Source organism: Leifsonia shinshuensis (assembly GCF_031456835.1).
Classification (GTDB): Bacteria; Actinomycetota; Actinomycetes; order Actinomycetales; family Microbacteriaceae; genus Leifsonia; species Leifsonia shinshuensis_C.
This window is the reverse complement of record NZ_JAVDVK010000001.1, coordinates 3,213,695-3,240,476: the sequence shown is the minus strand read 5'-3', so window position 1 is coordinate 3,240,476 and position 26,782 is coordinate 3,213,695. Positions and strand designations below refer to the sequence as shown.

General features: G+C 69.5%; 29 protein-coding genes. 15 read left to right on the top strand and 14 right to left on the bottom strand.

The features are described from left to right. Positions 1-20 precede the first annotated feature (20 nt). From J2W45_RS15890 to J2W45_RS15875, 4 genes are read left to right on the top strand one after another with little or no spacing between them, the layout of a single operon-like run. Complete coding sequence (locus J2W45_RS15890) at positions 21-1,052, top strand: zinc-dependent alcohol dehydrogenase (RefSeq protein WP_310133773.1); 1,032 nt, start codon at positions 21-23, stop codon at positions 1,050-1,052. Further along, the gene (locus J2W45_RS15885) at positions 1,049-1,804 is read left to right on the top strand and encodes an SDR family oxidoreductase (protein ID WP_310133772.1); all 756 of its coding nucleotides are present in this window, start codon (positions 1,049-1,051) and stop codon (positions 1,802-1,804) included. The genes J2W45_RS15890 and J2W45_RS15885 overlap by 4 nt, the downstream gene beginning before the upstream one ends. After that, entirely contained in the window at positions 1,801-2,460 is a 660-nt protein-coding gene (locus tag J2W45_RS15880; RefSeq protein WP_310133769.1) for a bifunctional 4-hydroxy-2-oxoglutarate aldolase/2-dehydro-3-deoxy-phosphogluconate aldolase, read from the top strand. The genes J2W45_RS15885 and J2W45_RS15880 overlap by 4 nt, the downstream gene beginning before the upstream one ends. After that, positions 2,460-3,419 carry a sugar kinase gene (locus J2W45_RS15875; protein ID WP_310133767.1) on the top strand — a complete coding sequence of 320 codons (960 nt, stop codon included), beginning with the start codon at positions 2,460-2,462 and terminating at the stop codon, positions 3,417-3,419. Before J2W45_RS15880 ends, J2W45_RS15875 begins: the two co-directional genes overlap by 1 nt. A 484-nt stretch (positions 3,420-3,903) precedes the next feature. Here J2W45_RS15875 and J2W45_RS15870 read toward each other — a convergent pair whose 3' ends face one another. From J2W45_RS15870 to J2W45_RS15835, 8 genes are all read right to left on the bottom strand, one after another. Next, on the bottom strand, positions 3,904-4,509 hold the full coding sequence (locus J2W45_RS15870; protein ID WP_310133764.1) for a YoaK family protein: 606 nt from the start codon (positions 4,507-4,509) through the stop codon (positions 3,904-3,906). Positions 4,510-4,584: 75 nt separating this feature from the next. Then, positions 4,585-6,150 (bottom strand): gamma-glutamyltransferase family protein, encoded by a 1,566-nt coding sequence (locus J2W45_RS15865; RefSeq protein WP_310133761.1) that lies wholly within the window; start codon positions 6,148-6,150, stop codon positions 4,585-4,587. A gap of 44 nt (positions 6,151-6,194) precedes the next feature. Beyond that, positions 6,195-6,971, bottom strand: a complete 777-nt coding sequence (locus tag J2W45_RS15860; protein WP_310135072.1) for an amino acid ABC transporter ATP-binding protein — start codon at positions 6,969-6,971, stop codon at positions 6,195-6,197. 19 nt (positions 6,972-6,990) lie between these two features. After that, positions 6,991-7,788 carry an amino acid ABC transporter permease gene (locus tag J2W45_RS15855; RefSeq protein WP_310133760.1) on the bottom strand — a complete coding sequence of 266 codons (798 nt, stop codon included), beginning with the start codon at positions 7,786-7,788 and terminating at the stop codon, positions 6,991-6,993. Positions 7,789-7,791: 3 nt separating this feature from the next. After that, entirely contained in the window at positions 7,792-8,655 is an 864-nt protein-coding gene (locus J2W45_RS15850; protein ID WP_310133757.1) for an ABC transporter substrate-binding protein, read from the bottom strand. Positions 8,656-8,810: 155 nt separating this feature from the next. Then, positions 8,811-9,446 carry a TetR/AcrR family transcriptional regulator gene (locus tag J2W45_RS15845; RefSeq protein WP_310133755.1) on the bottom strand — a complete coding sequence of 212 codons (636 nt, stop codon included), beginning with the start codon at positions 9,444-9,446 and terminating at the stop codon, positions 8,811-8,813. Positions 9,447-9,602: 156 nt separating this feature from the next. Next, a complete protein-coding gene (locus J2W45_RS15840) occupies positions 9,603-10,631 on the bottom strand; it encodes a DUF4913 domain-containing protein (RefSeq protein ID WP_310133753.1) in 1,029 nt (342 codons plus the stop codon). Between the two features lie 23 nt (positions 10,632-10,654). Beyond that, positions 10,655-11,773, bottom strand: a complete 1,119-nt coding sequence (locus tag J2W45_RS15835; protein WP_310133751.1) for a fatty acid desaturase family protein — start codon at positions 11,771-11,773, stop codon at positions 10,655-10,657. A gap of 144 nt (positions 11,774-11,917) precedes the next feature. Here J2W45_RS15835 and J2W45_RS15830 point away from each other — a divergent pair, with 144 nt between their 5' ends. Further along, positions 11,918-12,085 (top strand): hypothetical protein, encoded by a 168-nt coding sequence (locus tag J2W45_RS15830; protein WP_310133749.1) that lies wholly within the window; start codon positions 11,918-11,920, stop codon positions 12,083-12,085. Positions 12,086-12,111: 26 nt separating this feature from the next. Here the strand turns inward: J2W45_RS15830 and J2W45_RS15825 are convergent, their stop codons facing one another. After that, positions 12,112-13,212, bottom strand: coding sequence for an epoxide hydrolase (locus tag J2W45_RS15825; RefSeq protein WP_310133747.1), 1,101 nt, complete (start codon positions 13,210-13,212; stop codon positions 12,112-12,114). 34 nt (positions 13,213-13,246) lie between these two features. Then, positions 13,247-13,543: a DUF2277 domain-containing protein gene (locus tag J2W45_RS15820; protein ID WP_310133745.1), complete on the bottom strand. Its 297-nt coding sequence runs from the start codon at positions 13,541-13,543 to the stop codon at positions 13,247-13,249. 374 nt (positions 13,544-13,917) lie between these two features. On the opposite strand from J2W45_RS15820, the gene J2W45_RS15815 reads away from it, so the two are divergent. From J2W45_RS15815 to J2W45_RS15805, 3 genes are all read left to right on the top strand, one after another. Then, positions 13,918-14,898, top strand: coding sequence for a diacylglycerol/lipid kinase family protein (locus J2W45_RS15815; RefSeq protein ID WP_310133742.1), 981 nt, complete (start codon positions 13,918-13,920; stop codon positions 14,896-14,898). Between the two features lie 67 nt (positions 14,899-14,965). Then, positions 14,966-15,715 carry an SDR family NAD(P)-dependent oxidoreductase gene (locus tag J2W45_RS15810; protein ID WP_310133739.1) on the top strand — a complete coding sequence of 250 codons (750 nt, stop codon included), beginning with the start codon at positions 14,966-14,968 and terminating at the stop codon, positions 15,713-15,715. A 50-nt stretch (positions 15,716-15,765) separates the two neighbouring features. Further along, the gene (locus tag J2W45_RS15805; protein WP_310133737.1) at positions 15,766-16,359 is read left to right on the top strand and encodes a TetR/AcrR family transcriptional regulator; all 594 of its coding nucleotides are present in this window, start codon (positions 15,766-15,768) and stop codon (positions 16,357-16,359) included. An 84-nt stretch (positions 16,360-16,443) separates the two neighbouring features. Here the strand turns inward: J2W45_RS15805 and J2W45_RS15800 are convergent, their stop codons facing one another. Next, on the bottom strand, positions 16,444-17,898 hold the full coding sequence (locus J2W45_RS15800; protein WP_310133735.1) for an MFS transporter: 1,455 nt from the start codon (positions 17,896-17,898) through the stop codon (positions 16,444-16,446). Further along, positions 17,898-18,335: a MarR family winged helix-turn-helix transcriptional regulator gene (locus J2W45_RS15795; RefSeq protein ID WP_310133734.1), complete on the bottom strand. Its 438-nt coding sequence runs from the start codon at positions 18,333-18,335 to the stop codon at positions 17,898-17,900. The genes J2W45_RS15800 and J2W45_RS15795 overlap by 1 nt, the downstream gene beginning before the upstream one ends. Before the next feature lie 52 nt (positions 18,336-18,387). Between J2W45_RS15795 and J2W45_RS15790 the strand changes: the two genes are divergently transcribed. Beyond that, positions 18,388-18,939 carry a cysteine hydrolase family protein gene (locus J2W45_RS15790; protein ID WP_310133733.1) on the top strand — a complete coding sequence of 184 codons (552 nt, stop codon included), beginning with the start codon at positions 18,388-18,390 and terminating at the stop codon, positions 18,937-18,939. 22 nt (positions 18,940-18,961) lie between these two features. Here the strand turns inward: J2W45_RS15790 and J2W45_RS15785 are convergent, their stop codons facing one another. After that, positions 18,962-19,987, bottom strand: a complete 1,026-nt coding sequence (locus J2W45_RS15785; protein ID WP_310133732.1) for an aldo/keto reductase — start codon at positions 19,985-19,987, stop codon at positions 18,962-18,964. 157 nt (positions 19,988-20,144) lie between these two features. On the opposite strand from J2W45_RS15785, the gene J2W45_RS15780 reads away from it, so the two are divergent. Genes J2W45_RS15780 through J2W45_RS15770 form a run of 3 tightly spaced genes read left to right on the top strand, consistent with a single transcriptional unit; the run spans position 20,145 to position 21,921 of the window. Then, complete coding sequence (locus J2W45_RS15780) at positions 20,145-20,762, top strand: TetR/AcrR family transcriptional regulator (RefSeq protein WP_310133730.1); 618 nt, start codon at positions 20,145-20,147, stop codon at positions 20,760-20,762. Positions 20,763-20,806: 44 nt separating this feature from the next. Next, positions 20,807-21,217: an aspartate 1-decarboxylase gene (panD, locus tag J2W45_RS15775; RefSeq protein WP_310133728.1), complete on the top strand. Its 411-nt coding sequence runs from the start codon at positions 20,807-20,809 to the stop codon at positions 21,215-21,217. A gap of 35 nt (positions 21,218-21,252) precedes the next feature. Then, positions 21,253-21,921 carry a LysE family translocator gene (locus J2W45_RS15770; protein WP_310133725.1) on the top strand — a complete coding sequence of 223 codons (669 nt, stop codon included), beginning with the start codon at positions 21,253-21,255 and terminating at the stop codon, positions 21,919-21,921. 19 nt (positions 21,922-21,940) lie between these two features. Here J2W45_RS15770 and J2W45_RS15765 read toward each other — a convergent pair whose 3' ends face one another. Continuing rightward, positions 21,941-22,762, bottom strand: coding sequence for a PhzF family phenazine biosynthesis protein (locus tag J2W45_RS15765; RefSeq protein WP_310133723.1), 822 nt, complete (start codon positions 22,760-22,762; stop codon positions 21,941-21,943). Positions 22,763-22,848: 86 nt separating this feature from the next. Between J2W45_RS15765 and J2W45_RS15760 the strand changes: the two genes are divergently transcribed. The 3 genes from J2W45_RS15760 to J2W45_RS15750 all read left to right on the top strand — a co-directional run bounded on the left by J2W45_RS15760 (position 22,849) and on the right by J2W45_RS15750 (position 26,782). Then, positions 22,849-24,252 carry an MFS transporter gene (locus J2W45_RS15760; protein WP_310133722.1) on the top strand — a complete coding sequence of 468 codons (1,404 nt, stop codon included), beginning with the start codon at positions 22,849-22,851 and terminating at the stop codon, positions 24,250-24,252. Positions 24,253-24,389: 137 nt separating this feature from the next. Then, positions 24,390-25,400, top strand: coding sequence for an aldo/keto reductase family protein (locus J2W45_RS15755; RefSeq protein ID WP_310133721.1), 1,011 nt, complete (start codon positions 24,390-24,392; stop codon positions 25,398-25,400). 164 nt (positions 25,401-25,564) lie between these two features. After that, positions 25,565-26,782 carry an MFS transporter gene (locus tag J2W45_RS15750; RefSeq protein WP_310133720.1) on the top strand — a complete coding sequence of 406 codons (1,218 nt, stop codon included), beginning with the start codon at positions 25,565-25,567 and terminating at the stop codon, positions 26,780-26,782.

The window sequence follows — 26,782 nt, the reverse complement described above, 5'->3', positions numbered from 1 at the left end:
GTCATACCAATGGAGAACTTATGCGCGCTCTGCAATACCTCTCCGCTCAGCAGCTCGCTGTTGCGGATGTACCTGAATATCCGCCCCGCCGGGGCGAGGTGCAGATCTCGGTGGCTTTCGCCGGTCTGTGCGGTACTGATTTGCACATCTATCACGGCCATATGGATGCGCGAGTGGAGACCCCTCTGACATTCGGCCACGAGATGAGCGGCGTGATCACTGCGGTGGGCGAGGGCGTCGAGAACTGGACCGAGGGTGACCGTGTCACGGTCATGCCGCTCTCCTGGGATGGCACCTGCCCGGCCTGTCTCGCAGGCAACGAGCACATCTGCCAGAACCTCGACTTCATTGGGATCGACTCTCCCGGAGCGCTCCAGGAACGCTGGAACGTCCCTCAGGAGACTCTGGTGCGCCTCCCGGCCTCGCTGGCCCTCGATGAGGCGGCGCTCGTCGAGCCGGTGGCCGTCGCAGTGCACGACGTCCGGCGGTCCGAGCTCGTCGCGGGCGACCGGGTGGTGGTGCTCGGTGGCGGGCCGATCGGAGTGCTCATCGCCACTGTGGCTCGCAACGAGGGTGCCGAGGTCGTCGTCGTCGAACTCGACGAGCGCCGCCGGGCGCAGATCGCCGATCTGGGCTTTCGCACGCTCGACCCCGCAGCACAGGACCTCACACAGGCTGTCAACGAGTGGACCGGCGATGCCGGCGCTGATGTGGTGTTCGAAGTCTCCGGCGCTGCCGCCGCGGTCGCCAGTGCCACGTCGCTGCCGAAGGTGCGCGGCACGCTGGTGGTCGTCGCCATCCACCCGCAACCGCGCGCCGTCGACCTGCAGCGGGTGTTCTGGCGCGAACTGCGCATCCTGGGGGCGCGCGTATACACGCGCGCCGACTTCGAGAGGGCAGTTGAACTGGTCGCCGGCGGGGTCATCCCCACCGGCGCGCTGATCAGCCGCATCGTCGACCTGGCGCAGACCAACGAGGCTTTCGGTGCGCTCGAGTCGGGGGAAGCGATGAAAGTGCTGGTTGATGTTTCCGGCACGGGCGTCGCCCGATGACGGCGCTGTTCGACCTAACGGGGACCACTGCCGTCGTCACCGGCGCCAGCCGGGGCATCGGGCGCGCGATGGCGGAGGCGCTCGCGTCAGCGGGAGCCCACATCATCGGGGTGAGCGCGACGCTCACCCCGGGTAGCGATGTCGAGCGTGCGATCACCTCGGCGGGCGGATCGTTCGAGTCGGTCTCGTGCGACTTCGCGGACGCTGATGCCATTCGCTCGCTCGCGGAAGACCTCTCCCCCCGGCGCGTGGACATCCTCGTCAACAACGCGGGAACCATCGAGCGCGCTCCCGCCGCGGACCACCCCATGTCGTCATGGGACCGCGTGCTGCAGGTGAACTTGACGAGCCAGTTCCAGCTCACCCAGCAGGTCGGCCGGGGAATGCTCGAACGCGGACGTGGCAAGATCATCTTCACGGCCTCTCTGCTGAGCTTCCAAGGGGGCATCAACGTGCCCGGGTACACGGCCGCGAAGTCGGGCATCGCGGGTCTGACCAAGGCGCTCGCCAACGAGTGGGCTGCCAGCGGCGTGAACGTCAACGCGATCGCGCCCGGGTACATCACGACCGACAACACCGCGGCATTGCGCTCCGACGCGGACCGCTCGCGCAGCATCCTGGAGCGGATCCCCGCAGGTCGCTGGGGCGAACCGGGCGATCTCGCAGGCGCGACGGTCTTCTTGGCATCCCGCGCATCGGACTACGTCTCGGGCATCGTGCTCCCGGTCGACGGAGGGTGGCTCGGCAGATGAGTGACGTATTCGAGTGGCCTCCGGTGATTCCCGTCGTCGTGATCGAAGACGCTGCTGCGGCAGTCGAACTCGCGCACGCGCTCATGAGCGGAGGAATCCTCTGCGCAGAGATCACCCTGCGTACACCCGCCGGCGTGGCCTCCATAGCCGCTATCGCCTCTACGCTGGGCGACGTGTTCATGGTCGGTGCCGGGACCGTCGTGCATCCGGGCCAACTGAAGGAAGTCGCCGCGGCCGGAGCGCGCTTCGCGGTCAGTCCGGGCTTCGACGACGAGCTCGTCGAACGGATGCAAAGCAGCGGGCTGGAACCACTGCCCGGCACCGCAACCGCGACCGAGGTGCAACGCGCCATGCGGGCAGGAATTGACGCTGTCAAATTCTTTCCGGCGGACCGGTTGGGCGGTATCGAGACGATCCGTGCGCTGTCAGCACCGTTCCTCGGTATGCATTTCATTCCGAGCGGCGGTGTGTCTCCGCAAAACCTTGCGGAGTATCTTCGCCATCCCCAGGTTCCCGCAGTGTGCGGTAGCTGGATGGTGCCCGCGGAGCTGATTCGCGCCGGACGATTCGATACGATCGCGCAGCGGGCGCGCGAAGCGACTGAGTTGGCGGCGACCGCCATGGGACCCGGTCTCGACCGGCAGACAGTCCTGTGATGATGGATTCTGAAGGGACGCCGACCCTCGTGACCCTCGGCGAGACGATGGGACTGTTCCGCGCCTCGCACAGCGGCCCCGGCGAACTGGTCGACCAGTACCACTTCGCGATGGGCGGTGCAGAGAGCAACGTCGCGATCGGCGTCGCGCGGCTCGGCGTCGGAGCAGCATGGATCGGACGCGTCGGCGACGACGCGGCCGGCCGAAAGATACTGAGAGAATTGCGCGCCGAGGGCGTCCGCACCCACGGGATCATCGATCCACTTGCCCACACCGGCCTGATGGTGAAAGAGACACGCATCCCCGGGCACAGTGCCGTGACGTATGCGCGAGCGCACAGTGCGGGTAGCCGCCTGGATGTCGACGACATCGAGGCGAGCCTGCTCTCCGGTGCAGGCGTGCTTCACGTCACCGGGATCACACCCGCGTTGTCCGACTCGGCAGAGAGAGCCGTGTTCCGCGCCATCGATTTAGCTTCCGATGCGGGCGTCGCGGTGTCGTTCGATGTCAATCACCGCAGCGCGCTGTGGCGCGGGCGGAACCCGAGGATCGTCTACCAGCGAATAGCTGAGCGATCCCAGATCGTCTTCGCCGGCGAGGCCGAGGCCGAACTACTGGTCGGCCCCGGCAACCCTGACGCTCTCGCCGAGCGAATCTGCGCGCTCGGACCATCGACGGCGGTAATCAAGCGCGGAGCTGCCGGCAGCGTCACGCTCTCGGAGGGGCGGCACGTGGCGTTTCCCGCCGCACAGATTCGCCCGGTCGACACCGTCGGGGCGGGTGACGCGTTTGTCGCCGGCTATCTGGCCGAGCTACTTCTCGGTGGCGATCTCCTGGCGCGCCTGGAGACCGCCACCCGCGCAGGCGCGTTTGCGTGCCTGGGGCTCGGAGACTGGGAAAGCTATGTGCGGCCCGGCGAGCTAGAGCTAATGGAGCAGGTTGACCCTGTTTCGCGCTGAGCGCGGCCAGTCATCTTGGCGTCACGCTTCGGATGTGGATGAACCGGTCGGCCATTCTGTTTGAACGCTTTTTTGGCGCATGGCGAGCACATCTCAGAGAGCGCCCGTATCCCCCGGAATACTTCGGTGACTTTGCTGCCGCTTCAAAATACAAGCGGGCGCGAGCGGAGGACAGATCAGGCGGCTAGATTGCCCAGCGAGAGCCAAGAGCTCATTCCAGGCCGCGCGTATCGCATCCCGGAGGGATTCCTCGCCCCAAGCCTATCGAGATCACGCAGCCCGACGGGCTGAGCTTCGGGGTCGACGTCCAGGCGATTTAGTGGGAGAACTGGAAGTTCCGGGTCGGTTTCAACGCGCACGAGGTCTGGTGCTCAACAAGGTTACCCTCCGCGACTTCCAGGAGAACCGCTTCTCTGAACCGGGCTCCAGTCGCGGAGATGGCCATCCCGTACGGCGACACCACACCGGCCCGGTTCTGGATCACCTACTTCTCCGCGTGAGCCGCGCTGTGCCCGACCACGGCTGCCACCGCGCTAATGACAGCGGCGAGCCCGAGCGGCGCCGCGATGTTCAGACGGAGAAGAAGGGCGCCGACGAGAGCTCCCAGAGCGATCAGCGCAACGGCCGCGACTCGACGGCGCCAGGGCTGGCCGGAGCCGCCCGCGAGCCGCGAGTCCGCCGCGAGGCCGGTCAGCGTCGAGGTCACCACCACCGTGGTGACATCCTTCACGGCGAGGTGTCGGGCGACTGCGGCCTGGAAACCCATGGTCGCCGCCAGCAGCGTCGTAATGGCGAACTCCCACGGCTTGGGCGGGACTCCTCCCGTCACGATCGTCACCGCCGTGAGCAGCAGGAGGGCGACGGCGACAGCGGTGAACGACCAGCTGGTGCGGGTGTTCCACCCCGTCGACTCCCGACGCAGCGTCCGCCCGCCGATCACCGCGCCGGCCATGAAGGCGAAGAGGGCGATGAGGGGGCCCACCCAGGGCAGGCCGTCCGCACCGGCCAGCGCCATGCCGAGCACCACGACGTTGCCGGTCATGTTGCCGGCGAAGACCTTGTCCAGCCCGAGGTAGCCGACAGCATCCACGATCCCGGTGGAGAAGGGTGAGCGCGAGCATCAGCATCACGGTCAGGTCTCGCTGTCGCGCATTCCCGTCCGCCATCATGCAGCTTCCGCGGGATACGAACGCACGCTGGCCGCACCATCGGAGCGCGGGTCACTCCCCGCATCCATTGACCCGGCGTGCCCGACCACGATGAGGTTGGCGTGGCCCACCAGCTCGCTGAGGCGGGGCGTCGGGGTGATGCTGAGGCCGGTGCGGTCGAGCGAAAGCCGGGCACCAGCGGCGAGATCGTCCTCCGCGTAGACCGCTGACGCCCGGTCCCCGTCTCGCTGCGCGCCGACCACGGCCCGCGGGGCGGAGACCGCTTCGACTGCCGTCATCCCGGCCATCGCCTGGAGCAGGGTCTGGGCATGGATCTGCGGCTGCCCCTGCCCGCCCATCACAGCCGAGACGTAGCGGACAGCCCCGCCTTCGGTGACGATCACCGGCATCAGGGTGTGCAGAGGTCGCTTTCCCGGCGCCAGTGCGTTCGGCGAGTCCGGGTCGAGCGAGAAGCTGGTGCCGCGGTTGTGCAGGAGGATGCCGGTGGCCGGCTCGACGACGGCGGCGCCGAAGGCGTGGTACACGCTCTGGATGAGCGACACCGACCAGCCCGAGGAGTCCGACGCCGCAATGCCGACGGTGTCACCCCGGGGCGGCCGGAAGCCCGGCGCGACCGCCTCCGTCGACGCCTCGGCGGTCTCCTCGAAGAGGGAGGCCGTGCTGCCGTGGCTGAGACGCGGGTCGCCTAGGTACTCGTCACGAACGGCGTTGGCTTCGAAGAATCGTTCCATCATCGTCCCGAACGACGCCCCCAACGGGTCGAGGACACCATTTCTCTCCAGTTCTTCCAGTACGCGCAGGAGCACGAACCCGTGGGTGTTCGGCGGGCTGGTGAGCAGGTCGAGGCCGCGGAAACGGCCGGACAGCGGCTCGGCGATCTCCGGGTGGAAGAGCATGAGGTCCGCGTACCCGATCGGCGAGCCCAAGGCGGTCAGCCCGCCGACGAAGGAGGCGGTCAACGACCCGTCGTAGAGTGCCGATGCGCCCTCACTGCGCAGCGTGTCAAGGGTGTCGGCCAGCGCGCTCTGACGCAGGACGTCCCCCAGAGCCGGCAGGCGCCCGCCGGGCAGGAACACCTCCCCGAACCCCGGGTCGAATCGGATGGCGTCCCGCTCCTCGGCGAACGCCGCAGCCAGCGAGCGCGAGACGGTCATGCCGTCGCGCGCGGCGGAGACCGCGTCGGCGAAGAGTTCGTCCCACGGTCGCTGCCCGCCCATCCGGTGGATCGCGTCCCAGCCGCGCACCGCACCAGGCACCGTAACGGTGTCGATGCCGCGATACGGCAGGGTCTCGCCGTGCGCATCACGGAGCCTGGCCGGGTCGACCGCGTACCCCGTCGGGCCGGAGGCGTTCACGCACAGGGTGCGACCGGAGGGATTGCGTACCAGCGCGATGAGGTCGCCGCCGATGCTGACGTTGTGCGGGTAGACGACGCTGAGGGTGGCGGCGGCGGCAAGCGCGGCATCAAGGGCGTTCCCACCGCGCTCGAAGGCCCGCTCCGCTGAGCGGGTGGCCGCGGAGTGCGGAGTGGCGACAGCGCCGGTGAGGGTGGTGGCAGGCATGGTTCTTCCTTGTTTCGGAGGCAGCGGTGGAGCAGCCGGTTCGCTCAGAGGATCTTCGACAGGAAGGCCTGAGTCCGTGGATGCTGCGGGGAAGCGAAGAGGTCGGCCGGTGTGGCGACCTCGATGATGCTGCCCGCATCCATGACGACGACGCGGTCCGCGACCTCGCGGGCGAACCCCATCTCGTGGGTGACGACGACCATAGTCATGTCGACGGCGGCGAGCTCCCGCATCACGTCGAGCACCTCGCCGATCATCTCCGGGTCGAGAGCACTGGTCGGCTCGTCGAAGAGCATCAGCCGCGGGCGCATGGCCAGCGCTCGGGCGATGGCGACACGCTGTTGCTGGCCGCCCGACAGCTTGTTCGGACGGGCATCGGCCTTGTCGGACAGCCCCACCCTGGCGAGGAGCGCCTCGGCTTGCGCGAGCGCCTCCTTCTTCGCCACGCCACGAACCCGCACGGGGGCGTGCCAGATGTTCTCCAGCGCCGTCATGTGGGGGAACAGGTTGAAGTGCTGGAAGACGAAGCCGATCTCCTGCCGCTGCCGCATGAGGGCCGTGCGGGATGCGGCCGTGCGCTTGCCGTCGCCAGTCACCCGGTAGCCGACCGGCTGCCCGGCGACGAGGAGGTCGCCCCGGTCGATGGTCTCCAGGCCGTTCATGGTGCGGAGGAAGGTGGTCTTCCCTGCGCCGGACGGCCCGACGAGCACGACGACCTCACCCGGCCGGACCTCGAGGGAGACCTCACGGAGGATCTCTCGACCGCCGAGGCTGCGACAGACGTTGTGCGCGCTGACGAGGGGGGCCGCATCCGCGCCCATGGTGTTCGTGTCGTTCACGTCAGAGCTCCTGCTGGGGGACGGCGATGGGGGTGAGCGGCACTCCGCGGCGGCCGCCGAAGAGCCGCTGCCACGGCGAGACCGTCGCTTCGATCCCGACGCGCGCGTTCAACCGCTTCTCGATGGAGGCCTGAACCACCGTCCAGACGGTGGTCAGTGCGAGGTAGTAGATGGCGACGACCGCGAAGATCTCGAAGGTGCGGAACGTGGCCGCGCTGATGCTCTGGGAGACCAGGAACATCTCGGAGACCCCGATGACGCTGAGGATCGACGTGCTCTTCATCAGCCCGTTGAACGAGTTGCCCAGCGGCGGGACCATCAGCCGGAGGGCCTGCGGCAGGATGATCCACCGCATCGCCGAGCCTCCCGACATCCCGAGCGCCTCAGCCGCTTCGCTTTGCCCGATCGGGACCGAGTCGAGGCCGGCGCGGATGATCTCGGAGATGTAGGCGCTCTCGTTGACGACGAGTCCGACGATGGCGGCCTGTACTGCCGCCTTCACCAGGAGACCGCCCAGCTCCACATCCTCGAACCGGAAGACGTTCGCCGCCGCGAACCCGGTGTAGATCAGGACGAGCTGCACGAGCAGCGGCGTTCCCCGGATCAGCCAGATGTAGAAGCTGGCGACGACCTTGAGCGGAGCGAAGCGCGATCGCCTCATCAGTGCGATCACCAGACCGACCACCAGGGCGCCGACCATCGCCAGCACCGAGATCACGATTGTGAGGACGAGCCCCTGCAGGAAGGGTGCACCAGGTGTCAGCAGGTTCTTCCAGAAGAACGCCCAGTCGAAGCTCACGCGTCAGCCCTTCTGTGCGTAGGCGAGCTGGTACTGGCCCCACTGTGTGAGGATCTTCTTGTACTCTCCCGAGCTCACCAGATCGTCGAAGGCTTTCTGGATGGCGGTGTGCAGATTCGAGTCGCCCTTAAGCGTGGCTGCTCCGATGTCGACCGAGTCGGTCGGCTTCCCCGCCAGCTGGATGCCTGCGGTGCCCTGCTTCTGGTAGTAGCCGATCAGCTCGGCCGTGTCCATGTAAGCGTCGATCTGACCGTTCACCAGCTGCTGGAAGCCGACGGTCGCCTGGTTGTTGGTGCTGATGTCGAGCGCGCTCTTTCCTGCGCTGGTGCACTTGGTGGACTGCGCTTCGGCGAGCGACTGCGCGGTCGTACCGACGGTGACCATGACCTTCTTGCCGCATAGGCTGTCGTCCAGTCCGGTCACCCCATTCTTGGAACCCTTCTTCACCGCGACGCCGGACGCCGAGGTCAGGTACGGGACGAAGTCGACGATCTTCTCACGCGCCGGCTTGATGTACAGGGACGACATGATCACGTCGCACTGCTTCGCTTGCAGGCTCGGGATGAGGGCGGAGAAGTCGACCGTGACGAAGTCGGGCTTGAGTCCCAGGCGACCCGCTAGGGCCTTCGCCAGGTCGATCTCGCTTCCGATCAGTGCGCCGCTGGCATCGGTCGAGACGTTCGGCGGCGAGCCGAGGTTGGTCGTGCAGATCGACAACGTGCCTGAACTCCGGATGGCCGGCGGCGCAACCGTTGCGACGGCGGTGCTCCCGCCTCCGGATTGGCCGGAAGCGGCCGAACAGCCGACAAGCGCGAGGGCGGCTGCGGTCGCGACCGCAGCGGCTATGAAGCGTGTGGTGGTGTGCATGGGATCTCCGTCGATGCTCGATGCTCACGGCTCGGATGAGCCGTGAGCAGACTATCAATCGATAGGTTCTTCGTCTATCAATTGATAGATCACGATTGTTGCCAGCCTGTTTCGAGGAGGTCTCGGCTCGGAGAAGAATGAAAAAGCGTACTTCGTTAGCCGCGGTCTACGGCGTCCAGCCGCGACTCCGTGGCCGCACGAACGGCGCCCAGCCGGGCCGGGTCCGAGAGGACGGCGCGCAGGATAAAGTCAGACAGCTGGAGCGGCCGCTCGGACACTGGGGCGGTCGCGTTCGTCTCGCGCTCGCGCATCCCCTCGAACTGCAGGCCGGTGATGGCCCGTTGGATGAACACCGGGTCGACCCCGAGGAACTCCCCCGCATCGACGCCGGCGCTCACGAGCTGCTGCGTCCGCTTGTGGAAGCGCTCGATTTCCAGCCGCTGGTCCTGGAATTCCGGCTCGGTGAAGATTGCATCGCTGTAGTAGCCGCGGGCGTCGTACGGAAGCGTCAGATAGTCGCGCGAACTCGCCGCAAGGAAGAAGTGGAACCGCTCAGCCCAGGATGTGTCGAACGACTCCGCCTGCGCCAGTCGGCCCATGGTCTGCCGTAGATCCGCATCTACCAGTTCGGCGAGGATCTGATGTTTCGCCGAGAAGTGGTAGAAGAGCGATGGCTGGCGGATTCCTACCGCGTCCGCGATGTCGCGGGTGGTGGTTCCGTAGTATCCGTGCCGGCCGAACAGGCGCGCGGCGTGCAACAGGATCTGCTGCCGCGTTCTGGAACCCGTCATGCCTTCACTCTAGCCAGCACTAGTTGGCGGTCCATGGACTAGCGAATCATTTTGTGGCCTGTGGCGAGTGTTCCGCGCGATCACGCATCCTCTGCGCAGTGGCTCAGCACTCGTGAGCTGGCCGTCGCTATTCGGATCTGGCTGCCGTTTGCGAACTTACCGGTTCTTCCGACGCAGGTCGGGGAACAAGCCGTCGACGGGAGCTTCATAGGGCAACGGCTCGCCGCGCTTGTTCTGATCGTTGGAGGCCGCGAACGGTCCGCTGGGGCTGAGCAACACAGGCATGTGGTGGTCCGCGTGGTCGCGCCACCAGAGGCTCATCCCGGTCGCGGGGTCAAGGCGTAGATGTTCCCACGCGCGCCAGAGCGCGTCAAGGCGGCTGAGCGCTTCGGGGTACTCCCACCAGCGAGCGGCCCATTTCATTCCGCCCTGAGCGCCCACGGGGCGCCGGTAGACCTTGATCAGGTATTCGCGCACGAACTCGTCGACTGACCCGTAGAAGAGATCTGGCTCGGGTGTCTCGCCGGTGCTGTCGAGCGCGGTTCCTTGTTCGTCGAACTCGTCGTCGCGCATGTCGTCCTCGTAGCTCACGGCCGGTCCTGTCGGGACCCGGCCGCGTCGAGCCGGGCCTGTGCTCCAGCGGAGCCGAAGCCGCGCCGTGGAGGAGAGGTTCTCGATCGCCGCTTTCGCGTCAGCGACGCGAGAAGGGTCGGTCACCGTGGCGGTGACCACCATGCCGAAGTTCACCAGGCCTGCACCGTTGGCCTCCTCTTCCGCGGTCGCCATCGCGGCCCGCGTTCCCACCACATCTCGTGCGGTGGGACGCTCGCTCGAGGTCATGTTGAAGTTCGCAGCGCGCAGATCGGCTTGCACGATCGCCGCCGCACGGGCGACGTCGATCGGCCGGTACAGCCAGGTCACGCGCTTGCGCGCAATATCCCGGTGCGGGGCCAGGAACCGGGTAAGGATGTTTGCCTGCACGATGCCGCGCGGGGCCTCGGTCATCTGCCAGGTGACCGAGAGCGCTGAATCGTGCCGGTAGCTGTCCCAGTTCGCCTGAGCGCCGGATGGGCCCACGTCCGACCAGCGCAGCTCGAACGGCTCCCCCGACTGGTGGGCGTCGTCGACCAGCTCCGCAATCTCCGGGTCGTACGCGATCCGGATTCGAGAAGCACGGCTTCTCACGGGTCGTGGCGACGCACGCGCACTCAGGAGGCCGGGTGCGCTGGCTGATGAGGCGGGAGCTGGACGCCTGACGCCGGCGTCTGCCGCAGCTCGAGCAGCGGGCAGCTGAACGGGTCCTTGTCCCCCAGCCCCACCCGGTTGATGTGGCGCGTGACGATCGCGTACGACTGCAGCAGCCCGGTCTCGGTGTACGTGACCTCGTGCTCCGCGCAGAACGCGCGGATCGTGGGGGCCGCTCGACGCAGGTGCGGGCGCGGCATCGACGGGAACAGGTGGTGCTCGATCTGGTAGTTCAGGCCGCCCATCAGGAAGTCGAGCGTCCTGCTCCCCCGGATGTTGCGGCTCATCAGCACCTGCCTGCGCAGGAAGTCGAGCTTCATGCCGTGCGGCACCAGCGGCATCCCCTTGTGGTTGGGGGCGAACGACATCCCCATGTAGAAGCCGAACAGGCCGAGCTGCACGGCGAGGAAGACCGCCGCGATCCCCGGCGAGAGCACCAGCAGCACGAGGGTCAGGTACCCGACGATGCGCACGGTCAGGAAGGCGATCTCGACCGGCCGGCGGGCGACCGGTTCGCGGGCGAGCACCCGGCGCACGCTCGAGGCGTGCAGCGACAGCCCCTCCAGCAGCAGGACGGGGAAGAAGAACCATCCCTGGTGCCCGATCAACCAGCGCAGCGCCGCGGGGCGGTCCTGGGCCTGCCGCGGGGTGAAGGCGATCACCGGCAGCTCGATGTCGGGATCGACGCCCTCCTGGTTCGGGTTCGCGTGGTGCCGCGTGTGCTTGTGCTGCCACCAGCCGTAGCTCATCCCGACGAACAGGTCGCCGACGACCAGGCTGGTCCAATCGTTCCAGCGTCCGGAGCGGAAGATTTGCCGGTGCGCCGCGTCGTGCCCCAGGAAGGCGATCTGCGTGAACAGGAACGCGAAGCCGACGGCGGTGAACAGCTGCCACCAGGTGTCCCCGATCAGCACGAACGCGAGCACCGCCACACCGGTCAGCAGCGGCACGAGGATGAGCTTGGTCCAGTAGTAGCCGTAGCGGCGGCGGAGCAGCCCGGACTCACGGATGATCGCGGCCAGCGCCGTGTACTCGTTGCCGGCGTGGGCCGGCTGCGGCCGGCCGGTGGAGACCTCGGACATGATGAACGCCCCGTTCGATGCTGATGGCGTCGAGGTCCGGGGCGCTTCCCTCCAGCGTACGCGCGTCCGTCGGTGCGGCGACTGTGAGTGCCGATATTGGCGCCCCCGTCGTTGCGGCGCGGTTTCGCGGGTACCGTTGGCGGCATGTTGACAGTGATCGTGATCCTGCTGGTCGCCTGGGCCGTGCTGGTGGTGGTCGGGTTCGCCATCAAGGGACTGCTCTGGCTCGCGATCATCGGCATCATCCTCTTCATCGGCACGCTCGTCTTCGGTTTCGTCCGGAGGAGCGCGCGGAGGAAGAAGTCCGTCTGACCTTCGCGTCGGAGTGAGGACCGCGGTCAGCCCGCGCTCCGCCGCACCTCCAGGGCGCGCCCGACTCCCTGGACGTAGCTCTCCGGCGCCTCCCAGGCGGCGAAGTGGCCGCCGCGCGGGAACTCGAACCAGTCGACCACCTCGAAGAACCGCTCCACGAAATGCCGGGGTGCGTTGACGAGGTCCTTCGGGAACACGGTGATGACCGTCGGGATCTCGATCCTCGGCCAGTCCTTCGCGGCAGCGGCGGCGTACGGGGTGAAGGATGTGGCGATCGTCCCGGTGAACCAGTAGGCCGAGATCCAGGTCAGCGCCTCGTCGAGCGTGAACGCCGCCGACAGGTCGCCTCCGGAGTCCGTCCAGTCGACCAGCTTCTCCAGGATCCACGCAGCCAGCCCTGCCGGGGAGTCGCCGAGGCCGGCCGCGAGGGTGAGCGGCCGGGTGGACTGCTCGTGCATGTAACCGCCCTCGCGACGCTGCCAGTCGTGCCCCCGCCTCACGTACGCGGTCTCCTCCGCGGTGAGGTCGTCGGGCAGGCCGACGAGGAAGTGGTACTGCGACAGGTCCGTCAGATGCAGGGCACCGACGTGCCGACCGTGGCGGGCGGCGATGGCCTCGCCCACGTCGCAGCCGACATCGCCGGCCGAGATCACGTAGCGGTCGAAGCCGAACTCGGCCATGGCGTCCGCGACCGCGTCCGCCATCTCGACCGACGACATGCCCCCGTTCTCGACGGGCGCGGCGAAGGGGAACCCCGGCAGGGCGGGGACGACGAGGGTGACATCCCCGAGCAGCGGGAGGATGCGCTCGAAGCGGAGGACGGAGTCCGGCCAGCCGTGCAGGAGCAGCACCACCGGCGCATCGTCGCGGTCGGCGGCCGCGATCATCGCGCGGACGGGCACCGCCGTATGCTCCGTCTCCCACCAGGGCCACGACGCGATCCGGTCCTCGTGGAGGCGCCAGTCGTAGTCCTCACGCCAGTGACGCATCACCTCGGCGACCAGACCCGGGTCGACACCGCCCAGGCCGTCCCGCCGGGGCAGGGGGACCGACCGGAAGCGGTCGATCCGGGCGTGAAGATCCGCGATGGCCTCGTCCGGAACTCGATCGAACGAGTACCGCTTCATCGTCCCTCCCCCTGGGCCGGTGTCCGCGGTGCGGTCATGCGGAGGCCGTCCGGATCCTCACCTCGCGCTCCATGCGCTTCTCGTGGCGCTGCCGACCCTTGGCGGCCTCCAGCTCGCGGCTCTTCGGCGGCGCGTTGGTGACGAGCTGGTCCAGCATCCGCCGCGTCGCCTCGGCGATCTCGTCGATGGCCTGCTCGAACGCCGCGGCGTTCGCCCGCGATGGACGCGTGGAGCCGCTCACTTTCCGCACGAACTGGAGGGCGGCCTCCCGCACCTCGTCGTCGGTCGTCGGGGGCTCGAAGTTGTGAAGGCAACGGATGTTCCGGCACATGCCGAGACGATAGCGCCGATCGAGGAAGGATGCAGCCCCTGCGCTCCGCGCTCGAGGTGACTAGGACTCGTGAGGCTCGCACCTTCCACCGGTTCACGGATGGTGCGAGACTGAGACCATCGCCCCAGACCCCGGCGGTGCTGTCTCCGAATCATTTCGGCGCATCGCCCGGGCCCAGCCCGGACGGCTCCGTTTCGGGTACGGCGCCATCCGGGCTCCGAGGCCCGGAGCAACCACTCCCGAGTCCTCTGCGATGTTCCGTGCGACTGTCGCAGATCCGAGGAGCGACGATGCCCCTCCGGCGGGGGCCCGGTGACCCGAACCCGAGCCCTCGCCGATACCGCGCGGCGTCGTCCCTGCCGTACCGTGGACCCGTGACGACTGATGCCGGCTCCGCCTCGGTGGTGCGACGTGCGGCGGTCGTCGTCAACCCGAGCAAGGTCCAGGTCGCAGCGCTGCGCTCGGCGGTCGCGGCGGCGGAGGCGACGGCCGGCTGGGCGCCGTCCGGGTGGTTCGAGACCAGCCCGACGGACGACGGACGCAGCGCGGTGCTTGCCGCCCTCGCCTCCCATTCGGCACTGATCGTCGTGGCGGGCGGCGACGGCACGCTCCGGACGGCGGCGGAGTCGCTGGCCGGGACGGGCATCCCGATCGGCCTCGTCCCGTCCGGGACCGGCAACCTGTTCGCCCGGGAGCTCGGCTTGCCGCTCAACCTCCGTGCGGCGGTCGACCTCGCCTTCGCCGGCAGCGACCGCATGGTCGATCTGGCGACCGCGGTGCTGGAGAGACCCGACGGCGAGCGCGAGGAGCACGCGTTCCTCGTCATGGCCGGAATCGGCCTCGACGCCGAGATGGCCGCCAAGACGAATCAGCAGTTGAAGGCGCGCATCGGCTGGCTGGCCTACTCCGACCCGATCGCCCGCAGCATCCTGGGCAACAAGCAGTTCGACCTCACGTACGCGCTCGACGACGGCCCGGAGGTGGAGACGCGGGCGCACACGGTCATCGTCGGCAACTCGGGCAGCCTGACGGCCGGGATGCTGTTGCTGCCGAACGCCGTCGTGGACGACGGGATGCTGGACGCCGTGATCATGCGGCCGGGTCGCGGCGCGGGATGGACGGACATCGGCTACCGGTTGGCCTTCAACCGCGTGCTCCACCGCACCGGTTTCGGCCGCTTCGTCGGGCGGTTCTCCCGGGAGACGCGCGCGATCCGGTACGCGCAGGCGCGCACCATGAAGGTCCGGTTCGCCGAGCCGCAGGGCATCCAGCTCGACGGGGATCCGCACGGCGACGTCATCGCGGCGACGCTGACGGTCCGGCATCACGCCCTCGCCGTGCGGGTCCGTCACTGATCTCGCGCCCGGGAATACTTCTCCTCCCCTTTTTGTACTAGTCGATACACAACAAGGAGGAGGAGCCATGAACGAGCTCACAGGCAAGACGGCATTGGTCACGGGCGGGACCTCGGGTATCGGGCTGGCGGTCGCACGCCGGTTCGCCGCGGAGGGCGCGCACGTGATCGTGACCGGCCGCGCGCAGGACAAGCTGGACGCCGTGAAGGCGGAACTCGGCGAGTCCGTGACGACGGTGGCAGCGGACGTCTCATCCCTCGACGCCCTCGACGCGCTCTTCGCGGTCGTCGCGGAGCGCGGAGAGGGTCTGGATGTCGTGTTCGCGAACGCCGGCGGCGGCGAGTTCGCCGCGCTGGAGGAGGTCAGCTGGAAGCACTTCGCCGACACCTTCGAGGCGAACGTCGGCGGCACGGTGTTCACCGTGCAGAAGGCGCTGCCGTTCCTGTCGGCGGGGTCGTCCGTGATCCTCACCAGCTCGAACATCGACGTGAAGGGGAGCCCGTCGTTCAGCGTGTACGCGGCCTCCAAGGCGGCGATCCGCAGCTTCACCCGGAGCTGGGCGGCCGAGCTGGTGGACCGCGGGATCCGCGTCAACGCGATCGCACCGGGACCCATCGCGACGCCCGGGCTGAGCGGCCTGGCGGGCGCGCCGGAGCAGGAGCAGGCGCTGCTGGACGGGCTCGCGGCCGGCGTGCCGATGAAGCGCCTGGGATCGCCCGACGAGATCGCCGAGGCGGTGCTGTACCTGGCATCGTCCCGGAGCTCCTACGTGACCGGTTCCGAGCTGTACGTGGACGGCGGCGCCAGCCAGGTCTGACCGGGACCGGAGCCCGCGGGCATGATGGATGGCGAGGGAGAGGAGCAGCGATGGCAGCGACGAGGGGCAGACCCCGCGAGTTCGACGTGGACGCTGCCCTCGACCGGGCGATCGAGGTGTTCTGGCGCCAGGGTTACGAGGGCACCAGCCTCAGCGACCTGACCGAGGCCATGGGCATCAACCGTCCGAGCCTCTACAACGCCTTCGGCAACAAGGAGGAGACCTTCAAGCGGGCGGTGGACCGGTACGCCGTGGTCGACATGGCGTACGTGGATGCGGCGCTGGCCGCTCCCACGGCCTACGAGGTCGCCGAGCGGTACCTGAAGGACAACGTGGCGGCCGTCACCACCCCGGGACGGCCGCCCGGCTGCCTGTCCATCCAGGGCGGGCTCGCGGGTTCGCCCGAGGACGACCGCGTCATCCGCTTCCTGGCGGAGCGGCGGCAGGCGGGCGAGGCGCGGTTCGCCGAGCGCTTCGCCCGCGCCGTCGCCGACGGCGACCTCCCGGCGTCGGAGGACCCGGCCGACCTTGCGAAGTACCTCAGCACGGTGTCGGCCGGTCTCGCGGTGCAGGCGGCCGCGGGCGCGACCCGCGCTCAGCTCATGGGCGTGGTCACGCGGGCGCTCCGGAGCTTCCCGCGCTGAGGACCCCGGCCCGCTCGCTCCTATGATCGGAAGCGCCGCCGGTCGAGTCTGCCTGTTCGTGACGTCGCTCGACCGCTGACGCCGTCAGGCCTTCGACGCCCTCGCCGCGGGCTCGGCAGCCGACGCGCCCGCAGCCGCATCCGGCCGGTCGGGCCCGGACCGGCCGATGGCACGCAGGCTGCGGTCGAACACCGTGATCAGCAGGAACACGACCGAGATGCCGATCACCACCCAGCCGAGCACGTGGAGGCCGCCCGTCGTCGCGTGCGCGCCGTAGACGTTGCCGTAGACGACGGATGCGACGATCGCGCCCAGGTAGAAGAACGTCCGCAGCAGGCCGGCGGAGGAGGCGATCCGCTCCGGCTGCGCCTGGTGGTACAGGGTGTTCTGGATCGCGAGGTTGTTCAGCCCCTGCGGGATGCCGAGCACCAGCATCGTGACCACCAGGAACCAGATGGGCGTCGCGCCGCCCATGAAGAGGACGAGCACCCCGGCGGCCAGCTGGGCGATGGAGCCGATCAGCAGCTTCCACAGCACCTCCGGGCGACGGCCGAAGGCGAGCGCGACCCCGATCCCGGCGGCGAAGACCGGCAGCAGCACGAGACCGGCCGCGGTCGGGTTCAGCGCGCGTCCCTCCTCGAGCCACTGGGTGAAGCCGTACACGAACAGGTACGAGATCGTCGCCGTCAGCAGCGAACGCGTGTAGGTCAGCAGCAGTGGGCCGTTGCCGCCGAGCACGCGCAGGTCGATGAAGGGCGCATCGACCCGCAGCTCCCACCAGACCAGCGCGGCGCCCGCGAGCAGAGCCACGGCGAGCATCCACAGGGTCGCCACCGAGATGTTCTGCAGGAAGATCAGCAGCGCGAGCATCGCGACAGCGAAGAAGAGGATGCCGAGCCCGTCGATCCGCGGACGCTCGTCGCGCGGCGGCTCGAGTCCCGTCGTCCGCGGGAGCAGGATCCAGCCGAGGATGACGCTGGCGACACCCAACGGGAGGTTGACCGCGAAGGTGGCACGCCATCCCCACGCGCCGATGAGGAGGCCGCCCAGCGTCGGGCCGATCACCGCGACCGTCTGCGTGGTCACCGAGAGGACCGTGAGGATGACAGCGGGCGACGCGACGCCCGTGCGGCGCCCTTCGGCACGGATCAGGTGCATCGCGGCCGGGTAGCCCGCGCACGTGCCGAGGCCGAGCACCACGCGCGCGACGACGAGCCACCAGATGCTGTCGTGGGTCACGGGGATGACGAGGCCGATCGCGCCAGCGACGGCGACCAGCGCGCCACCGGCGAGGAAGAGCCGCTTGACGCCGTAGATGTCGACCAGCCGGCCGACCAGCGGCTGGCCGATCGCCGTGGCGAGATACAGCGCGGACACCAGCCACACCGTCTCGGAGGCCGGGGCGCCGAGCGCGATGCCGATCGGTGCGAGGGCGACCGCGATGATCGCGGTGTTGATCGGATTGAGCACCGCGCCGAGCATCATCGGCGCGAGCAGGCGCCGGTCGAACCGGCCGACAGGCGGCGGCTTCTGCGGCATCAGTCCAGGATCCGTTCGAGGACGGCGGTCGCCGCGGCGAGCGTGATCAGCTCGGCCTCCGACACCTGCGTGGCCAAGGTCTCGTCGAGCCAGGCGAGGCCCGCCTCCTTCTGCCCGGCGACATGCGCCCATCCCTCGTCGGTCAGCTCGACGATCTGGCGCCGGCCGTCGGTCGGGTCCTGGCTGCGTGTGACATAGCCCAGCGCCTCCAGCGCCTCCACGATCGCCGCCATCGACTGCGGCCGCACACGCTCGGCATGCGCCAGTGCGCTCACCGTGGAGACGCCGCCCTTGCTCAGCCGCGACAGCGCGGACGCCTGGGAGGGGGTGATGGCGTCCGTCGTCGCCTCGCGCAGCTTGCGGAGCAGCCGCGCGAGCACCGCCCGCAGGTCGACGGCGATCTGCTGCGGGGTGATGTCGGGTTTCGCGGAAGCCATATCGACAGCCTAGACTGCACAGTTGTAACTGTCCAGATTGGAGAGGACCCCGATGACCACCGCACTGCTGCTGATGGACTTCCAGAACGGCATCGCCGGCCGGCCCGGCTTCGAAGGCACCGTCGACACGGCGGCCGAGGCGCTCGCCGCCGCGCGTGAGCACGGCATCCTGCCGATCTTCGTCCGGGTCGCCTTCCGCCCCGGCTACCCGGAGGTCGCCGCCTCCAACCTCGCCTTCAGCCGGACAGCGGGCGCCGGGGACGCGATGCACCTCGACAGCCCGGCGACGCAGATCACGGACCGTCTCGCGCCACGAGACGGCGAGCCGGTCGTGGTGAAGAAGCGCGTCTCGGCCTTCGCGGGCAGCGACCTCGCGGTGCTGCTGCGCGGCCTCGGCGCGGACGAGCTGGTCCTCACCGGCATCGCGACCAGCGGCGTCGTTCTGTCGACCGTGCGCCAGGCGGCCGACCTCGACTACCGGATCACGGTGCTGGCCGACGCCTGCGGCGACGCCGACTCCGAGGTGCATCGAGTGCTGACGGAGAAGGTCTTCCCGCGCCAGGCGTCCGTCACGACGGTCGCCGACTGGGCCGCGTCGCTTTGACGCCGCCCAGCGGCGACAGCGGTCAGGCCGCCGAACGGTCGGCGGCCGCCCGCCGACGGAGGGACGCGTCGCCGACCTCGGGCCCGCGGTAGACCATGTCCATCGCGCCGATGCTCTCGCCGGGCGGCACGATCGCGTCGATCCGGTCGAGCACCTCGTCGGACAACGAGACGTCGGCCCCGGCGAGGGTGTCCTCCAGCTGCTCCATGGTGCGAGGACCGGCGATGGCCGAGGTGACTCCGGGATGCGCGATGACGAAGGCCATCGCCAGGTGGGTCAGACGGACGCCCGTCTCATCGGCGAGCGCGATCAGCTCCTCCACGGCGGCGAGGCGCCGCTCGTCGCGGAAGTGGCGCATCCCCGTCCGGGTGGAGCGGAAGTTGTCGTTCTCCTGGCCGGCGCGGTAGCGGCCGGTGAGCGTGCCGCCGGCGAGCGGGCTGTAGACCAGCGTCCCCATGCCGTACCGCTGCGCGACCGGGAGGATCTCGCGCTCGATCTCCCGGTCCAGAATGGAGTAGTTGGGCTGCTCGGTGCGGAACCGCTCGTGACCGCGGCGCTCCGACATCCACTGGGCCTCGACGATCTCGGACCCGCGCATGGACGACGAGCCGATCGCGCGGACCTTGCCCTGGCGGACCAGGTCGCTGAGCGCCGAGAGCGTCTCGTCGATGTCCGTCTCGGGATCGGGCCGGTGCAGCTGGTACAGGTCGATGTGATCCGTCCGCAGGCGGCGGAGGGACCGCTCGACGGCCTGCATGATCCACCGCCGCGATGCCCCGCGGTGGTTGATGTCGTCGTCGACGGGGCCCCAGAACTTGGTGGCGAGGACGACCTCGTCCCGACGCCCTGCGATCGCCTCCCCCACCACCTCTTCGGAGTCGCCGTAGCGGTCGGCGGTGTCGATGAAGTTGATTCCGCCGTCGAGGGCGCGGTGGATGATGCGGATGCCCTCGGCACGGTCGGGGTTGCCGAGCGATCCGAGCATCATGGCGCCCAGCGCGTAGGGGGTGACTTTGATGCCGGTGCGGCCGAGCGTTCGATACTGCATTGCCGTGCTCCAAACTGAGTCGATCTCTGCACGGAGGGACGCCGCGCCGTAGGATTCGGAGAAGCGGAACGTCACTCCGGATACGTTCCGACTGTAGCGGAACACTGTTCCGGATACAACACCCTGCGCGTCAGCGCGCCGAAACGAAGGAGCTGCCATGCCCGCACGCACCGGCACGATGGCGAGCGCTGCGACAGACGGCGACACCGGAGCGGCACGCCGCCCGCAGCGCGCGGACGCCCGGCAGAACGTCACCGCGCTGATCGACGCGGCGAAGACGGTGTTCGCCGCGGACGGCGTCGACGCCCCCGTGCGGAGCATCGCCGACCGGGCCGGCGTGGGCGTGGGGACGCTGTACCGTCACTTCCCGCAGCGGTCCGACCTGATCTCGGCCGTCTTCCGCTCCGAGATCGACGCCTGCGTCGACGCGGCGCCCGCCCTCGAGGCCGCCTACCCTCCCGGCGAGGCCCTCGACCTCTGGATCATGCGCTACACGCAGTTCGTGGCGACGAAGCGCGGACTGGCGGCCGCCCTCCACTCGGGTGATCCCGCCTACGAACCGCTCGCCGACTACTTCTCGACGCACCTCGCTCCCACCCTCGAGCGCCTGCTGGCCGCCGCGAGGGCCGCGGGCGACATCCAGCAGGACGTGGATGCGACGGAGCTCCTCGGCGCCGTGGCGAACCTCAGCCACGGCGGCGGACCGGGCGGCGCGGTGACGCCGCGGACCGACCGGATGGTGCGCATCCTGCTGGCGGGTCTTCGGGCCGGATAGCCCTCGCGGGAATCCGCGCGGCCCGTTCGTGCTTGGATGGTTCCGTGCTCCGCACCATGTTCGCATCCAAGATCCACCGGGCCACGGTCACCCACGCCGACCTGCACTACGTCGGCTCGATCACGATCGACCTCGACCTCATGGAGGCCGCCGATCTGCTGCCCGGCGAGCAGGTCGCCGTCGTGGACGTGACCAACGGCGCGCGCCTGGAGACCTACGTGATCGCCGGAGAGCGCGGCAGCGGGGTCATCGGGATCAACGGCGCCGCGGCGCACCTCGTGCACGTGGGAGACACGGTCATCGTCATCTCGTACGTGCAGCTCGAGGATGCGGAGGCGCGCACGTTCGCGCCCCGGATCGTCCACGTCGACGGCGGCAACCGGATCGTGGCCGTCGGGAACGACCCGGCCGAAGCGCTGGGCGGCGACGCGCTGACTCCCCCGCACGCCCTCTGAGCACGCCACGGGCCGGCTTTCCCTAGGATCGACGCATGTCGCCGTTAACGATCCTCGCCTTCGCCGGACTCTGTCTGGTGCTCGCGCTCACGCCTGGACCGGACACGTTCCTCGTCCTCCGCTACAGCATGGGCCGTGCGCGAGACGGCTTCGCGGCGGCGGTCGGATGCTCGCTGGGCTCGCTGGTCTGGGCGGCGCTCGTGGCCGTCGGCCTGGCGACCCTGCTGGAGCAGTCCGCCGAGGTGTTCCGCATCGTGAAGATCGTCGGCGGGCTGTACCTCATTTATCTCGGGGTGATGGCCTTCATCGCGACCCGCCGCAGCGCCCGGGCGGCGGCAGCGTCCGGAGACGAGGGACCGGACCCGCGCAGTGGAGAGCCGGCCACGGCGGGCGTTCGCGGCTGGTCGGCCCGGAGCCTCCTGGCCGGGGCGCTCTCCACCCTCCTGAACCCGAAGGTGGGCCTGTTCTTCCTGGCGGTCGTGCCGCAGTTCGTCCCGGCGCACGCCGGGATCGGCGAGACCATGCTGCTCGGCGCCGTCGACGCGCTCGTCTCGGCGGCCTACCTGGGGGCGGTCGTGCTGCTGGCCTCCCGGATGGTCGCCTGGCTGAAGCGCCCGCGGGTCACCCGGACGCTCGAGCGCGTCTCGGCCGGCATCCTCGCCGCGCTCGGGATCGGCACCGTTGTCGCCGGCGCCGAAGGCTGACAGACGCTTCGGACCCCCGCTACAGCTCCTCCGCTGTGCCGGTGACCCGGATGCGCCCGTCCACCGGGATGTGGACCTCGATCAGCGACGGGTGCCCGGTCTCCGCGCCCTGCTCCACGTGGATGGTCGCCGGCGTCGCGACGTGGCCTCCCGCTCGGAGGTAGGACCCCAGTCCAGCGGCCGCGGATCCGGTCGCCGGGTCCTCGCGGATGCCGCCGCGCGGGAACGGGTTGCGGGAGACGAACCGCTCTGCCGAACACCGTCGGACCACCGGCACCGTGCCGTCCCAACCGAAGCGGTTCTGGACTGCGAGCACGGCCTCGTCGTCGTGATCGAGCGCGGGCAGCACGCCGTCGACGACGAACAGCAGCGGATGCGGGTTGCCGCCCCGGACGAACGCCGGCGGAAGTGCGGGGTCGAGGTCTGCGGGACGGAGCCGCAGCGCTTCCAGGAGCGCGCCGAGCGCCACCTCGTCGAGTGGATGGACGTCGGTCTCGACCGCTGTGAGCGTCGCGGTGCGCGGATCGACCGCGACGGGCACCGCGCCGGCGCGGGTGGCGAACGTGACGGTCTCGCCGGCTCCCCGCCGGGCGAGAGCGACCCCGGAGGCGATGGTCGCGTGTCCGCAGAAGGCGATCTCGTCCCGGGGGGTGAAGTACCGGACGCGGGCCAAGCCAGGTGTGACGTCCATCAGGAAGGCCGTCTCGCTGAATCCCAGTTCCGTCGCGATCGCCAGCATCTCGTCGCGTTCGAGTGCGTCCGCGTCGATCACCACGCCGGCCGGATTGCCCGAGCGGCGGTCGGCTGGGGTCGTGAAGGCGCGATACGACAGGATCTCCATGCCGGGATGCTAGCGGCGGCCCGGGCCGGCGCTCGCGGGCCAATCCGGGACCGGTGGCCCTCTCGATGCTGCGAGGATGGGAGCCGATGACCCGGACAGCCGCCTCCTTCTCGCGTGGACTCGCGCTGCTGGTCGCCGCGACGTTCTTCATGGAGAACCTGGACGGGACGATCATCCAGACCGCCGCGCCGACGATGGCGCGCGAGTTCGGGGTCGCCCCCGCCGAGCTCAGCATCGCGATGGTGGCCTACCTGCTCGCGGTCGCCGCCGGCATCCCGGCGACCGGCTGGCTGTCGACGCGGATCGGCGTGCGGCCGGTGCTGCTGACCGCGATCGTCGTGTTCACCGTCGCATCCGTGCTGTGCGCGTTCGCGCCGACACTCACGCTCCTCACCCTCGCCCGCGTGCTGCAGGGCATCGGCGGCGCGCTCATGGTGCCGGTCGGGCGGCTGGCGGTGCTCAGCGAGACGGAACCGCGCGACCTCCTCGACGCGATCGCCTACCTCACCTGGCCCGCGCTCATCGCACCGGTGATCGCGCCGGCGCTGGGCGGCATCCTGACCGACACCGTCGGCTGGCGCTGGATCTTCCTCATCAACGTGCCGCTCGGGATCGCCGCGGTGATCGCCGGGCTGCGGCTCATCCCGCACTCGGAGCCGCAGCGCGGTGCGCCGTTCGACCTCCGCGGCTACCTGGCGATCGCGTTCGCGCTCGTCCTGCTGACCGCAGGGGCGGAAGCGCTGAGCGCCGACGACCCGCTGCTGGAAGTGGTCGGCGCGGTCGCGATCGTCGCCTCGGCAGGAATGGTCTGGGCGAACATCGCGACCTCGCGCGAGCGGGCGCACGCACTGTTCGACTGGAGCGTGCTGCGCCGCTCCACCTTCCGTGCGGGCAACCTCGGCGGCGGGGTGTACCGGATGATCATCACCGGGGCGCCGTTCCTCTTCACTCTGCTGTTCCAGCTGGCCTACGGGTGGAGCGCGACGGTCGCCGGCCTCCTGGTCATCGCGGTGTTCGTCGGCAATCTCGGGATCAAGCCGTTCACCACACCGCTCATCCGCAGGTTCGGCTTCCGGCGCATCCTGATCTGGTCGAACGCGCTCGGGATGCTGGTGCTGCTCGCCTTCGTGGCGATCGGTCCCGAGGCGCCGGTCGCCCTCCTCGTGCTGCTGCTCATCGTCAGCGGAGTGTTCCGCTCGATCGGCTTCAGCGCCTACAACACCCTCCAGTTCGCCGACATCGAGCCGGACGAGACGACCAACGCGAACACGCTCGCCTCCGCTTTGCAGCAGGTCGCCGTCGCGCTGGGCCTGGCCGTCGTCGCGGTGTTCGTCCGCGCCTCGACCGCGGTCTCCGAAGGCCTCACGGGGTCCGCGCTCCCGGGGTACCACTGGGCGTTCGCCCTCGCTGCGGCTCTGCTGCTGCTCCCGCTGGTGGGCGCGCTGCGGCTGCCGCACGACGCGGGCACCCGGGCGATCGCCGCGCGCTGACGGCTGCCGCCGCCGCGGACTCGGCAGCATTCATCGACTGCCGCACTCAATCCGAGAGCATTCTCCTGTTGGATTCGCGGAACGATCCGCGTCTACCATCGCGGTGACCACGCTTCAGCGGTGCGAAAGGAACGACAGTGCAGTTCAGATACCTGGGCAACTCCGGCTTCAAGATCTCCGAGATCACCTACGGCAACTGGTTGACCCACGGCTCGCAGGTCGAGAACGACACGGCGACGGCGTGTGTTCGCGCGGCCCTGGATGCGGGCATCACGACGTTCGACACGGCCGACGTCTACGCCAACACCGTGGCCGAGAGCGTCCTCGGCGAGGCGTTGAAGGGCGAGCGCCGTCAGTCGCTGGAGATCTTCACCAAGGTGTTCGGCCCCACCGGCCCGAAGGGCCACAACGACGTCGGGCTGTCGCGGAAGCACATCCTCGAGTCGATCGACGGCTCCCTCCAGCGGCTGCAGACCGACTACGTCGACCTCTACCAGGCCCACCGGTTCGACGTGGAGACGCCGCTCGAGGAGACGATGCAGGCGTTCGCGGACGTCGTCCGTCAGGGCAAGGCGCTCTACATCGGCGTGAGCGAGTGGACGGCCGACCAGCTGCGCGCCGGGCACGCGCTCGCGAAGGAGCTCGGCATCCAGCTGATCTCGAACCAGCCCGAGTACTCGGCGCTGTGGCGCGTCATCGAGGCGGAGGTCGTGCCGACCTCGAAGGAGCTCGGCATCTCGCAGGTCGTCTGGTCGCCGGTCGCGCAGGGCGTGCTCAGCGGCAAGTACCGCCCGGGCGCCCCGCTCCCCGAGGGCAGCCGCGCCACCGACGAGAAGGGCGGGGCGGGCGCCGTCAAGCGCTGGCTGAGCGACGACGTGCTCACCCGCGTGCAGGAGCTGACCCCGATCGCACAGGAGCTCGACCTCACGCCCGCACAGCTCGCGGTGGCGTGGGTGCTCCAGAACGACAACGTCGCCACCGCGATCATCGGCGCCTCGCGCCCGGAGCAGGTGACCGAGAACGTGAAGGCCTCGGGCGTGACCATCCCGGCCGAGCTGCTCGGGCGGATCGACGAGGTGCTCGGCGGCGCCGTCGAGCGCGACCCGTCCCACACGGCCACGCGGTCGCCGAAGACGCGGGAGGCGTGACGCCTCAGGCGTGACACCAGACGCGTGACACCAGACGCGTGACACCAGACGCGTGACGAAGGGCGCCCTCCGCGAGGAGGGCGCCCTTCCCTCGTGGACGCTCGGTCGCCCGGCCGCGGACGCAGAGTCAGGCGCGCGGCGCCGCCGTCGGCCAGAGTCGAAGGGTGACGACAGACACCTCGCCCGTCCGGGCCGCCTCCCCCGCATCCCGACCGCTCACGCGCACGCGCTGGGGCGGCCTCATCGTCATGTTCCTCACCAGCTTCGTTCTGGTGACGGCGGAGTTCCTGCCCTCGGGCGTGCTGACCGCGATGGCCGCCGAACTCGGCGTGACGCCGGGGCAGGCCGGGCAGACGGTGACCGTGACCGCGTTCGTCGGGTTCCTGGCCGCACCGACCATCGGCATCCTGATCCCGCGGATGGACCGGCGGACGCTGCTGATGCTCGTCGCCGCCCTCGCCGCCGTGTCCAACCTCGCGGTGGCCCTCGCGCCGTCGCTGTGGGTGCTGCTGATCGCGCGCCTGCTCATCGGGGTGGCGATCAGCGGCTTCTGGTCGATGTCGCTGACCGTCGCCGCGCAGCTGGCCACGCCCGACCGGCTTGGCCGCGCGCTGACGACGGTGAGCGCAGGCATGACGCTCGCCGTCGTGGCGGGCGTGCCGGTCGGCGTCTACCTCACCGCTCTCGTGGACTGGCGGGGCGTCTTCCTGGGCGCGGCGGTGCTCACCGCGGTCGTGGCGGTCGCCCTCCGGATCGCTCTGCCGCCCGTCCCGGCGGCGGAGGCGTCGAGCCTGCGGATCCTCGGCGACACCCTGCGGAGGCCCGGCGTGCGGCAGGGACTGGCCGGCCACATCCTGATCGTGCTCGGGCACTTCATGGCGTACACGTTCATCCGTCTCGCGCTGGACCAGGTGCCGGGGCTGGACACCGAGTTCGCCGCCGCGCTGCTGGTGCTGTTCGGGATCGGCGGGGTGATCGGCAACCTCGTGGTCGGCGCCCTCGCCGACCGGCACCTCGCACTCCTGCGCTACCTGCAGCCGTCGCTCATCGCCGGCGCGATCCTGCTCGCGATCCTCGGTCAGGGGTCGGTCATCCTCGTCGCGGTCGCCGTCGCCGTGTGGGGATTCGGTTTCGGCGCGTGGCCCGCGGTCATCAACACCTGGGCCGGCCGCTACATCCCGGATCGGCTGGAGGCGGCGGGCGGCCTGGTCGTCGCCGGATTCCAGCTGGCGATCACGCTCGGCGCGGGCATCGGCGGGGTGCTGGTGGACAGCATGGACGTGCGGTTCACGTACCTGGTGGCTGTGGCCGTCGTCGCGGTCGGCGTGGTGCTGTTCGGCAGCGCCGGACGCCGCGGCTCGGCCGCGATCCCCGCGGAGTGA